The following is a 12,047-nucleotide window of genomic DNA, read 5'->3' on the forward strand; positions in this document are numbered from 1 at the left end:
AAATAATGTTGCTGATTTATAGAAAAAAGAGATAGTATGCTTTTTAGCGTACTATACTTCTACTTAAGATTATTATATTAAACTAAGTTATTAATTGCCTGTTGCAATGATGGTTAGCATTATCAATATCCGACTTATTAAAAGTATAACCAGTACTTCCAATTTAATACTTGTAGCTTATTGTAATTATTTATTGGATATACCTGCTAAATAGTTAAAATGATTGCTATTTAAGATAAATACGTTTTTGCCTTCACTATTTTTGCTAATTTTAATTCCTTCTACTGTCTTTCCACCTTTTCTAATACGTGTTTATAACTCATTAACAATTCCCTCTCGTCTTTCACCATTAAACACCAATTCTTTAGTAAGTTTTTTGTCTTCAAATAAATACTCCCAAAATTCACTTACCGTAATTCCTTCACTTTTTTCTCCTAATGCTGTATATAAATTTTTTAGTACTTTACTAGTTGTAGACCTCTTAGCCACACACCTTTCATTATTTGTATGTGATGGCAACTATATCAACATCCGTAGTCAAATCTTTCTTAAAAAAATATACCTGCTTTTACAAAACTTTCTGTTCTACTCTTATCGTTTATCAGAAAAGAACAATTACTATATTTCCGGCAAAAAAGCAGTATTTTTGAAAAATTGGTTTTAGTTTTTCGTTAATCTGCTCTTTTCACGTACTAGAGGGTAAATAAAAAGCCAGGACAGTAGCTTCTTCTCCTGATTTCTGGAGCTTAGCTACACATCCTAGCTGAGTATTTAAGTGTTATTTTTGTTCAGAAGCAAAAGCTGCTGCTTCATTTCCGGACTGACGTCCAAAGATGATGATATCGGCAACTGCGTTACCGCCGATGCGGTTAGCGCCGTGAATACCGCCTGTTACTTCGCCGGCTGCATATAAGCCTTTGATTGGCGTGCCGTCTTCTTTCAGCACTTCTGTTTTCGTATTGATTTTCACACCGCCCATTGTATGGTGGATTCCCGGTGCAATTTTAATTGCATAGAAAGGTCCTTTTGTCAGGTCATGATCCATTCCGGTTGTCCGGCCAAATTGGCTGTCTTTTTTAGCATTAACATCTTGATTCCATTGATCCAAGGTTTCTTTTAGTTTTGCTTCAGGCATGTCAATTTTTTTCGCAAGTTCTTCGATGGTTTTGCCTTCAACTACAAAGCCTTGTTTGTCATAAAAATCAATCGCTGTTGCGCGGTCACGTACACCTTGATCGAAGACCAGATAAGCAGATTTTTCAGGCAAGGCAGTGATCGCTGCAGAAACTTTATCGCGGGTGTCCATTTCATTAACAAAACGAACGCCTTCTTGAGAAGCTAAAATCGCACCTTCGCCACGAACAACTTCACCAATAAGATAAGATTTATCCTGTTGAACAGTCGGATGAATTTGGATTTCTTTCATGTCCACTGTTGCTCCGCCTAATTTTTCGATCATTTTGATTCCATCGCCTGTAGAACCAGCCTGATTTGTTGTCACGTAATCTTTTAATTTTGGATCGTATTTTTCCAGCATTTCTTTATTGGCACCAAAACCGCCAGTTGTAACAATGACTGCTTTTGATTTGATTTCTTTTGTGTCTTTGTCGTTTAATTTAACTTTTACACCATCTACTTGGCCGTCTTTTTCCGTCAACTCTGTCACATCTGCATTAACGAAAAGCGGAATTTTTTCTTCTTTAATGTTGCGCAGCAAGCCATCCACTAAATAGCCGCCGATCGCTGAACCGTCTGCCGGACGATGCGTGCGTTTTTCACTCATGCCGCCAGTAATGGTTAAGTTGCTAAGCTCAATTCCTTTCGAATCCAGCCAGTCAATCGCTTCTGCTGAATGATCAACGAAATAACGTAATAATTCTTTATCGTTGGTTCCTTTACCACCTTTTAAGGTTTCTTCAAAGAATTTATCGTTGCTGTCTTTGATGCCTTCTTTTTCCTGATATTTGGTTTGTGATGCGTTCATTCCTGAGGAAGATTTAATCGTATTTCCACCTGCTACCGGCATCTTTTCAAGAATAACGGGATTCATGCCCGCTTCCTTTGCCTGTAAGGCAGCAGTCATACCTGCCCCGCCGGCACCCACGATGACAATATCATAGTTATCCTTTAATTCTTTTAAATCTGTATAGCCATTGGCTGATGCACCCGTTGTCGCCTCTGTACTTTCTTTCGATGCTTGTGATTCTGCCGTTTTCTTTTGATCTCCAGAGCATCCGGCTATACCGAAGAATAACCCTAATGACACTAAACTTAGTACTACTTTCTTCATTTTTCCCCCACCTTTGATCATTTTAATCAAAACAAACTTTTTCGAGTAACGTTCGAGATAATCAAGTGATTTATTTCACATGACAAAAGAATGAAAAAAGCTTTCATCATTGAAACAAATAGTAAATCTATCAAAAAATGTTTGAATTTACTATTTTTTTCACAAAAAAATCAAGAACAATTGCTCATAGATAAAATAGCATGTTTTACTCGATTTTTGGGTTATTCCTGACTTTTTTAATCGATTTCTTATTTCCTCTACCTTCTTATTCTTTGTTTGCCCTCTATTTATTTTCTGCTATACTTAATTTTAAGGAAAAGCAGGAGGAGCATTATGAGTCGAATGAGGTTGTTGTGGCAAGCACAGCGCAAGGGAAATCGGTTTATTTCCAATAATTTTTCATCTATTCAGATCATTGTTTCGTATTATATTATTATGACGATTATTTCATATTTATTATTTTGTCTACCCTTTTTTCGAGAGCCGGATTCACAGGTTTCATTTATTGATTTGTTGTTTATGGCAATTAGTACGGTAAGTGTCACGGGACTTTCGACGTTTGATATTAATTCTGTCTTTAATGATCGTGGCGTTTTGTTGTTAGAGGTCTTGTTTCAGATTGGCGGATTGGGCATTATGATGATTTCCACAGCTTTTATTATTTTGTCGAAGCGGCGGATTTCATTAAAACAACGGCAACTGATTATGACGGATATGAATCAGCCAAAATTAAGCGGAATTGTACGTTTAATTCGTATTACGTTTACCATTATTCTTTGGTTTCAAGTGATTTTCGGCACTTTCTTTTCGATTTATTTTTATTTTGCCGGTTATTATAAGACTTGGTCAAAAGCGATTTTCTTCGGCTTTTATCAGTCGATCTCAGCAGTGACAAACTCTGGTTTTGATGTAACAGGGGATTCTATTATTCCTTTTGCCGATGATTATCTATTTTTACTAGTGATTATGTTTTTAATTTTTGTCGGTGGGATCGGCTTCCCTGTCTTGATGGAAGTTCGTGAATGGCTGTTTTTCAAGAAGAAAAAAGGACAATATCCATTCCGTTTTTCATTATTCAGTAAAATTGCTTTATTAGCATTTGTCGTGCTGTTTGTCGGCGGGACGGTTTTGATTTATTTATTGGAAAAAGATCATTTATTCGTCGATATGGGCGAAACGAAGCGTTGGATGACCTCGATGTTCTACTCGATGACCACGCGAAATGCTGGTTTGCAGATTAATGATTTAGGGGATTTTCAAATTACTACACTGATCGTTTTTTCCATGCTGATGTTTATTGGCTGTAGCCCCAGCTCCGTTGGCGGCGGCATTAGAACCACGACTGTTGCAATTATTGGATTATACTTATGGTCGTTTTTAAAAAGTGAAGATAATATTAATGTCTTTGGTCGACGAATTGATGAAGATGATGTCAAAAAATCTATTGTCGTCTTTATGTTGTCGCTGACAATGTGCTTTTTTGCGGTACTTTTTTTAACTGCGACTGAGGATCATCCTTTGATTGCGATCATTGTAGAAGTCGCTTCCGCTTTTGGAACAACCGGTTTATCGCTGGGAATTACAGCGGACTTAACTACCGTGGGAAAATTGATGATTGCGTTATTGATGTTTATAGGACGAATTGGTATGCTTTATACATTAATGCTTTTTGTACCAAAAGAAACACGTGATATTGGCTATGAATATCCATCAGAAAAAATTATTATTGGGTGATAAAAAAAGTGCAGCACCGCTCTCGAACGGTACTGCACTTTTTTTAAATAACCACATTTACGATTAAATAAACAAGGAAAAGAGCGGAAATAATCCACATAGGTAAGGAAAGAACGGACTTTTTACCAGCAAGCCATTTCGTTAACGGATACGCTACAAAGCCGAAGGCCATTCCGTCCGAAATATTCATGGTAAAAGGAATGAGCACAATCATTAGCATCGCCGGGAAATAATCGCTAAAATCGCCGAAATCCAGTGTGCGGATCTGCTGAATCATCAAAAAGCCAGTGATGATAATTGCCGGAGCCAACGCTGCATCTGGAATGTAAGACAACAACGGCAACGCGAACAAAGCAAAAATAAAACAAATTCCGCTGGTAATCGCCGTTAAACCAGTTTTGCCGCCTTCTTCAATTCCTGTCGCACTTTCAGCGGCAGCTACTGTTGGACTCGTTCCAAAAATAGCTGACAGCATGGTTATAAACCCAGTAATGCGATAGGCTTTTAAATATTGTTGTTCACTCGCATCCGGCATCAGCCCTTTTAACAAACCCATAGATTCAAAGATCAAAATCATTGATAAGGCGAACACACCAAGGAAAAAGTTCTTCGTCAGAATTGGTCCAAAATCCATTTTAAACAAAATTGTAGAATAATCGCTGATTCCCGCCAAGGAAAAATGCTCAGTAGTATTAACTAAGCCTAAAAGGTTGGCTACGATCGTTACGATTACGATACCGATAAAAAAGCTGCCTTGAATTTTTTTCAAATATAAGACCAGTGTCAAAAATAAAGAAAATAAGGTTAACAAGGTCACCGGCTCTTTTAAAGAAGCAAGCTGTAAAAAAGTATGTGCCCCCTGCTCAATTAAATGTCCTTTTTCCAAACCAATTAAGACTAAGAAAAAACCAATGCCGACTGTAATGCCGGTTTTTAAGGTTTCCGGTACTACTTCTGCAAATAACTTACTTAATCTGGTAAAAGCCACCACCAGATAGACGACACCGGCACAAAAGCTGACGGCTAAAGCCTGCTGCCAAGTCAATCCCAATGAAAGCACCAAGGTATAGGTGAAAAAGGAGTTGACACCCATTCCTGTCGTTAAAACAATGGGCGCATTCGCAAAAAAACCAATCATCAAGGAGCCGATGATTGAAATAAAAATGGTCCCGAATATGGTCAATTCCTTCGGCATGCCTGCTTCGCTTAAAATTAAGGTATTCACCATAATAATATAGGAAATAGCAAAAAACGAAGTGGTTCCCGCAAGTATTTCACGTTTCATTTCTATTTTGTTTAAGTTCCATTTCTGAAACATTTTATCCCTCCTACTTAATCTGTCTATGAGATTATAGCACAATTTAAAGAAAAACTATGCTTTTACTTAAGGTAGAATTTTTTTATTAATCCCACGTTTTGTACAGATTAAAAAAACGGAGCAAAATTGATGATTCGTTTTGCTCCGTTCTAGGCTATTTAACGATTATTTTTTCATTTGACTCAGTAATTTAGAGTAGTTTTCGGAACGATCTTCCGCATCGTCTTTTGTTTTAGTCAACAGTTGATCGACCACTTCCTGATCTTTTTTAATGTTATGCAAAGCAGAGAAGCGGGTTTGTTTTTCAAGGAAATCACGCATTTTATCGAAGTCGGCTTTTTTGTAGTCGATAACCATTGGATCTTTCCCTTTTTCGATGAGCTGCGGATTATAGCGATATAACTGCCAATAACCGGACTCTACTGCTTCTTTCGCTAGCGACAAGGTTTGCACCATGCCGCCTTTTACCCCATGATTGATACATGGCGTATAGCCGATAATCAGTGAAGGTCCCGGATAACGTTCTGCTTCGTCAATTGCCTTAATGGTCTGCATTGGATTCGCGCCCAGCGCAATTTGTGCGACGTAAACATTGCCGTAGGTCATGGCCATCATACCAAGGTCCTTCTTCGAGGTTTGTTTACCGCCAGCAGAAAACTTAGCAATTGCAGCCGCCGGAGTTGCTTTGGATGTTTGACCACCAGTATTTGCATAAACCTCATTATCCATAACAAAGATATTAACATCTTCGCCGCTTGCCAATACATGATCAATTCCGCTGTAACCAATATCATAAGCCCAGCCGTCTCCTCCGACAATCCATTGACTGGTTTTAACCAAAAGATCTTTTTGATTATAAATCATTGTTAATAAAGGATCGGCATCGTATTCTACGCTAAGGGCTGCCGCCAGCTTGGTTGCACGCTGTTGTGTGCCGTCGCTTTCTAAGTAATGTTCTAGCCAATCAGCCAACAGTGCCTGTAGCTCTATAGAACCAACATTCTTCTCAATTGCTTCTCGAATTTGATCGGCTAAATATTGTCGTTTCGTTTTATTAGCAATGTACATACCATAGCCGTATTCCGCATTGTCCTCAAATAGAGAATTACTCCAAGCAGGTCCTTGACCACAAGCGTTGGTCGTATAAGGCGTAACTGGTGAAGAACCGCCCCAGATAGAAGAACAGCCGGTAGCATTGGCAATCATCATTCGATCGCCGAAGAGCTGCGTTAAAAGCTTGATGTACGGCGTTTCGCCACAGCCTTCACAAGCGCCGGAAAACTCCATTAACGGCTGATTAAATTGCGAACCCTTCACAGATAATTTTTTCACCGGATTGGCTTTTTGACGCAAGGTCATTGCAAAAGCCCAGTTCATCGCTTGTTCTTTTTGCTCTTCGTATGGCTTCATTAAGATCGCTTTGTCTTTTACCGGACAAGCCTGTACGCACAGACCACAACCTGTACAATCCTCTAAAGATACTTGAATACGATATTTCAAGCCGTCTGTTCCGCGCATTTCTCTCGTTAAGAAGCCTGCAGGCGCTGCCTCTAATTCTTCATCATCCGCTAGGAACGGACGAATTGCAGCATGTGGACAAATAAAGGAGCATTCATTACACATTGTACATTTATCCATCTGCCATTCAGGTACTTCTAGCGCAATACCGCGTTTTTCATACGCCGCTGTTCCCATCGGAATAGCGCCGCCTTTCATACCGTTATCAATCAAATCACCAACCGTTAACTGATCTCCTTCTTGACGATTAATGGGCTGCAGAATATTCGTAACGAATTTTGGTAATTCAGTATTAACAACTTCCGGTTCAAGCTCAATAGCCGCCCATTCAGCCGGTACTTCAACTTTTTGCAGAGATTCAAAGGTACGGTCAATGGCTGCAAAGTTCTTGTCCACAATTTCCATTGATTTTTTGCCATAGGTCTTTTTCACTTCTGCTTTCAATAACGGTAAATATTGTTCCCTTGTCATGATGTCCGTCACTTCAAAGAAGGCTGTAGACATGACCGTATTGATTCGCCGACCTAAACCGACTTCCCGTGCCAGTTCAACTGCATTAATAATATAAAACTGAATATTATGTTCACCGATATATTTTTTTAGTTTGGCTGGAAGCAAGCGGTATACCTTTTCTTTATCCCAAATAGTGTTTAACAGGAAGGTGCCGCCATCCTTCAAGCCTTTTAGTAAATCATAATTATGGATGTAGGATGCATTATGACAGGCAATGAAATCAGCCTGCTCCACCAAATAAGTCGATGTAATCGGCTCTTTCCCGAAACGTAAATGAGAAACGGTCAACCCGCCGGATTTTTTAGAATCATAGCTAAAGTAGGCTTGCGCATATAAATCAGTATTATCTCCGATAATTTTAATTGCCTGCTTGTTCGCTCCCACAGTTCCGTCAGAGCCGAAGCCCCAGAATTTGGCTTGAAAGGTTGAGCTTGGCGTTAGATCCAGTCCTTCACCAAGCGGTAAAGAACGATACGTAACATCATCAACAATTCCAATAGTGAACCGTTGTTTTAATTCATTAAATGGCAATAACAAGTGATCGTAAACCGCTTTGATTTGATTCGGTGTTACATCTTTTGAACCTAGTCCATAACGTCCGCCAATTACAATCGGACGATTTTCGTGCTGATACAATGCGCTTTGAACATCCAGTAATAATGGTTCGCCGTCTGCTCCTGCTTCTTTTGTCCGATCTAATACAGCGACTTTTTGCACTGTTTTCGGTAATTTTTCTAAGAGATTTTCCGTTGGGAACGGACGATATAAATGAATATTGATAAAGCCAACTTTTCTCCCTTGACTATTCAAATAATCGACTGTCTGAACGATGACTGGAGAAGCTGAGCCCATTGAAATAATGACTTCTGTTGCATCCTCAGCGCCATAATAGTCCGTTAAATCATAAGAAGTTCCTCTTAGTGCATTAATCTTATTCATGTATTTTTGAACAATTGCCGGCATCGCTTCGTAATTTGCATTCACTGTTTCTCTTTGTTGGAAATGAATGTCCGGATTTTGGGCTGTACCAGAAACAGTCGGATGGTTTGGATTCATACTATTATTTCTAAAACGCTCTACCGCTTCCTGATTGACCATTTCTTTTAGATCTTCATAGTCAAGAACTTCGATTTTCTGCAGCTCGTGACTCGTTCTAAAGCCGTCAAAGAAGTTTACAAACGGCAGACTGCCTTCCAAACTAGCTAAATGAGCAACTGCTGAAAGATCCATGACTTCCTGTACCGTAGATTCTGCCAGCATACAAAAACCAGTTTGACGTGTGGCCATAACATCACCGTGATCACCAAAGATGCTCAAGGCACTGGTTGTAATCGCTCTGGCTGCCACATGAAAAACGGACGGCAATAATTCGCCCGCAATTTTGTACATATTGGGAATCATCAACAGTAGACCTTGAGAAGCCGTATAAGTCGTTGTTAAAGCACCGGTTTTTAATGAACCGTGCACTACGCCGGCAGCTCCTGCTTCTGATTGCATTTCGATAACTTGAACCTTTTGACCATAAATATTTTTTAATCCGTTTTCCGCCCATTCATCCACTAATTCCGCCATGGTAGAGCTTGGCGTAATCGGATAAATGGCTGCAACTTCTGTAAATGCATAGGAAATATATGCAGCTGCAGTATTTCCGTCCATCGTTTTCGTTGTTTTCATTCTGTTCACCTTTTATCTTTCCTCAGACTTTTGTTGTCACAGGCGTTTTCTGTTCTTGTACATACTTGTCAATCGCAACTGCTGCAACCTTGCCGGCGCCCATCGCCAAAATCACGGTCGCTGCTCCTGTAACGATATCTCCGCCAGCAAAGACACCGGGAATCGATGTTTCTCCCGTTTTAGGATCCGCTTCAATATAACCCCATTTGGTCAAGTTAAGTTCTGGGAAAGTGGATAACAACACTTTATTTGATCCTTGACCAATCGCTTCAATCACTGTGTCAGCTTCGATAATAAACTCACTATTTTCGATTGGAACCGGACGGCGACGCCCTGATTCATCTGCTTCACCCAGCTCCATTTGAATACATTTGACGCCACAAAGATTGCCTTGTCCATCATCCAAATATTCAATTGGATTTGTCAGCCAATGATACGTGATTCCTTCTTCTACTGAATGATGGTATTCCTCAATCCGTGCCGGTAATTCTTCTAAAGAACGACGATACACGATACTAACAGTTTCAGCGCCTAATCGTTTCGCTGAACGTGCAGCATCCATCGCCACATTACCCCCGCCGATGACGACAACATTTTTTGACTGCTTAATCGGCGTGTCGTATTTAGGGAATTCATAGCCATGCATTAAATTAATTCGGGTTAAATATTCACTGGAAGAATATACCCCATTTAAAGCAGTTCCCGGAATACCCATAAAGTTTGGCGCTCCTGCACCAACTGAGATATAGCAGGCGTCAAAGTCTGCCATGATTTCGTCCATCGTAATCGTCTTACCTACAACAACGTTGGTTTCAATTGATACACCTAATGATTTAATACTTTCGATTTCTTTTTGAACGATTCTTTTTGGTAACCTGAATTCCGGGATACCATAGGTTAATACTCCGCCCGAATCGTGCAAAGCTTCAAAAATCGTCACTTCATAATTTAGCTTGGCTAAATCACCTGCCACGGTCAGTCCGGATGGCCCAGAGCCAATAACTGCCACTTTGCCGATATACGGCTGATCATTGACTACTTGACTTGAAAAATCTTGATTTTCTAAGGCCCAATCAGCGACTAAGCGCTCCAATTTGCCGATTGCTACCGGTTCAAAATTTTTAGCCATGCCCAGCTTGCAAACCTGTTCGCACTGCTTTTCCTGTGGACATACCCGACCGCAGATGGCCGGCAGATTGGTATATTTGCCTAAAATATCCGCCGCTTTTTGCATTGAGCCTTCCTTGATAGCCAGAATAAAGCCCGGAATATCAATCATTACTGGACAGTTGCCAATACACGGAGCATTTTTACATTGCAGGCAACGCGCAGCTTCAGCTTGTCCTTCTTCGATTGTATACCCAAGGCAAACCTCAGCAAAATTCGTTTTACGGATGTCCGGAGCTTGCTCAGTAATTGGTGTTTTGGTTCTGCTTCTTCTAGCCATGTTGATTCACCTGCGCTTTTTGATAATCTGATAAACTCGCTTGCTCTTCCGGCTGATATTGTCTCATTCTGCTGATAAATTCATCCCAATTCACTTCTGAACCCTTAAATTCAGGGCCATCCACACAAGCAAATTTGATACTGCCGTCAATCGTTACTCGACAACCGCCGCACATTCCGGTTCCGTCTATCATAATCGGGTTGAGCGAAACATAAATCGGCAGCTGATGCTTTTCAGCAGTCAATGTACAAAACTTCATCATTATGCTAGGACCAATTGCCCAGCTACAATTGACTGGTTCTCTAGCAATCACTTGCTCCATTGCTTCCGTAACCAGCCCCTTCATTCCTAAAGAACCGTCATCTGTTGTAATAATCAGCTCATCCGAATACTGGCGACATTCTTCCTGAAGGATAACCAGCTCCGCTGTCTTAGCCCCTAAAATAGTGATGACACGATTGCCCGCTTGTTTTAAACCCTTCAGTATTGGGAAAATAGCAGCGATTCCTACGCCGCCACCGACGATCATCACTGTACCGTAATTTTCAATTTCTGTAGGCATCCCCAACGGACCGGTTAAATCCAGCAGTGAATCGCCTTTTTTCAGCTTCGAAAGAGCGGCTGTTGTTTTACCGATAACTTGAAAAATCAAGCGAACTTCGCCTTTTTCGGCATCCACGTCAGCGATGGTTAAAGGAATTCGTTCTCCTTTTTCATCAATTCGTAAAATGACAAATTGACCCGGCTTCGCTTTTTTGGCAATTCTAGGCGCATCAATCCAAAAATCAAATTCATTTTGCGAAAGTTCTTCACTTCTGGTTATCTTAAACATAGGAATCACCATTTTGAATGAATATGCTCATTCGCACTTCCTTCTTTCTTTGTATTGGCGTTTATAAATTAGCGGCAACTTCCTGTACAAATTTTTTCAATGCTTCCACATCTTCATCTTCCGCATTGTTTTCAATTTCAACCGTTTCTGCAGCTTTTTTAGCCCCTGTTTTTTCAAAGGCTTCGACAAAATCATGAGCGGATTTACAGAAAAATTCGCCATATTCGCGGTCACCTGAACCAACCACGCCATATACTTTGCCGCTTAAATCTTTTTCACCTAATTCATCGAAGAAATCTTCAAATTCAAACGGCAACTCACCATCACCGTACGTGTAAGTCGCGATAATGCAGGCATCTGCGTCATCAAAGAAATCGACATCCACTTCTGAACATTCTTCTCTTTCTACATCAAAACCAGCTTCTTGTATAGTGCTTTCCAAGATCTCTGAAATTTCTTCTGTGTTCCCTGTCATACTTGCATAAACGATTTTTACTAGTGCCATATTTACTCATCCTCTCATCTTTTTTTCAAATTATTTAAAAGCATGAAAACGCTAACTGTAACCCCTTTCAAAATTTTCATACTTAATAGCAGATAATGATGGAGCCGTGAATCTATATCCTTGATAAATTACCTTTTTCACAAAGTATCAAAACCACTGAAAATGCTTATCTTTTAAGAAACATTATGATGTAAAAACTTCACCTATACTATACCA

8 protein-coding genes are annotated in these 12,047 nt (G+C 39.9%); 1 reads left to right on the forward strand and 7 read right to left on the reverse strand.

Annotated elements, in window-relative coordinates:
* Positions 1 to 312 precede the first annotated feature (312 nt).
* A complete protein-coding gene (locus tag ABH902_RS09660) occupies positions 313 to 519 on the reverse strand; it encodes a hypothetical protein (RefSeq protein ID WP_404590511.1) in 207 nt (68 codons plus the stop codon).
* 259 nt (positions 520 to 778) lie between these two features.
* Complete coding sequence (locus ABH902_RS09665) at positions 779 to 2,290, reverse strand: flavocytochrome c (protein WP_404590512.1); 1,512 nt, start codon at positions 2,288 to 2,290, stop codon at positions 779 to 781.
* A gap of 333 nt (positions 2,291 to 2,623) precedes the next feature.
* Here ABH902_RS09665 and ABH902_RS09670 point away from each other — a divergent pair, with 333 nt between their 5' ends.
* Positions 2,624 to 4,024 (forward strand): TrkH family potassium uptake protein, encoded by a 1,401-nt coding sequence (locus tag ABH902_RS09670; protein WP_404590513.1) that lies wholly within the window; start codon positions 2,624 to 2,626, stop codon positions 4,022 to 4,024.
* Between the two features lie 43 nt (positions 4,025 to 4,067).
* Here the strand turns inward: ABH902_RS09670 and ABH902_RS09675 are convergent, their stop codons facing one another.
* The 5 genes from ABH902_RS09675 to ABH902_RS09695 all read right to left on the reverse strand — a co-directional run bounded on the left by ABH902_RS09675 (position 4,068) and on the right by ABH902_RS09695 (position 11,831).
* Entirely contained in the window at positions 4,068 to 5,342 is a 1,275-nt protein-coding gene (locus ABH902_RS09675; RefSeq protein ID WP_404590514.1) for an NCS2 family permease, read from the reverse strand.
* Between the two features lie 165 nt (positions 5,343 to 5,507).
* The gene (nifJ, locus tag ABH902_RS09680) at positions 5,508 to 9,047 is read right to left on the reverse strand and encodes a pyruvate:ferredoxin (flavodoxin) oxidoreductase (protein WP_404590515.1); all 3,540 of its coding nucleotides are present in this window, start codon (positions 9,045 to 9,047) and stop codon (positions 5,508 to 5,510) included.
* 22 nt (positions 9,048 to 9,069) lie between these two features.
* The gene (gene gltA, locus ABH902_RS09685; RefSeq protein WP_404590516.1) at positions 9,070 to 10,494 is read right to left on the reverse strand and encodes an NADPH-dependent glutamate synthase; all 1,425 of its coding nucleotides are present in this window, start codon (positions 10,492 to 10,494) and stop codon (positions 9,070 to 9,072) included.
* The gene (locus ABH902_RS09690) at positions 10,487 to 11,326 is read right to left on the reverse strand and encodes a sulfide/dihydroorotate dehydrogenase-like FAD/NAD-binding protein (RefSeq protein ID WP_404590517.1); all 840 of its coding nucleotides are present in this window, start codon (positions 11,324 to 11,326) and stop codon (positions 10,487 to 10,489) included. Before ABH902_RS09690 ends, gltA begins: the two co-directional genes overlap by 8 nt.
* A gap of 61 nt (positions 11,327 to 11,387) precedes the next feature.
* Positions 11,388 to 11,831, reverse strand: coding sequence for a flavodoxin (locus ABH902_RS09695; protein WP_404590518.1), 444 nt, complete (start codon positions 11,829 to 11,831; stop codon positions 11,388 to 11,390).
* Between the last annotated feature and the right edge of the window lie 216 nt (positions 11,832 to 12,047).

Origin of the sequence: Enterococcus sp. UD-01, assembly GCF_044909655.1 — a bacterium.
Taxonomy (GTDB): domain Bacteria; phylum Bacillota; class Bacilli; order Lactobacillales; family Enterococcaceae; genus Enterococcus_L.

What these genes read in the sequence shown, in the direction of transcription:
- ABH902_RS09665 (WP_404590512.1), bottom strand. Translation starts at nt 2,290, where the DNA reads ATGAAGAAAGTAGTACTAAGTTTAGTGTCATTAGGGTTATTCTTCGGT.
- ABH902_RS09670 (WP_404590513.1), top strand. Translation starts at nt 2,624, where the DNA reads ATGAGTCGAATGAGGTTGTTGTGGCAAGCACAGCGCAAGGGAAATCGG.
- ABH902_RS09675 (WP_404590514.1), bottom strand. Translation starts at nt 5,342, where the DNA reads ATGTTTCAGAAATGGAACTTAAACAAAATAGAAATGAAACGTGAAATA.
- nifJ (WP_404590515.1), bottom strand. Translation starts at nt 9,047, where the DNA reads ATGAAAACAACGAAAACGATGGACGGAAATACTGCAGCTGCATATATT.
- gltA (WP_404590516.1), bottom strand. Translation starts at nt 10,494, where the DNA reads ATGGCTAGAAGAAGCAGAACCAAAACACCAATTACTGAGCAAGCTCCG.
- ABH902_RS09690 (WP_404590517.1), bottom strand. Translation starts at nt 11,326, where the DNA reads ATGTTTAAGATAACCAGAAGTGAAGAACTTTCGCAAAATGAATTTGAT.
- ABH902_RS09695 (WP_404590518.1), bottom strand. Translation starts at nt 11,831, where the DNA reads ATGGCACTAGTAAAAATCGTTTATGCAAGTATGACAGGGAACACAGAA.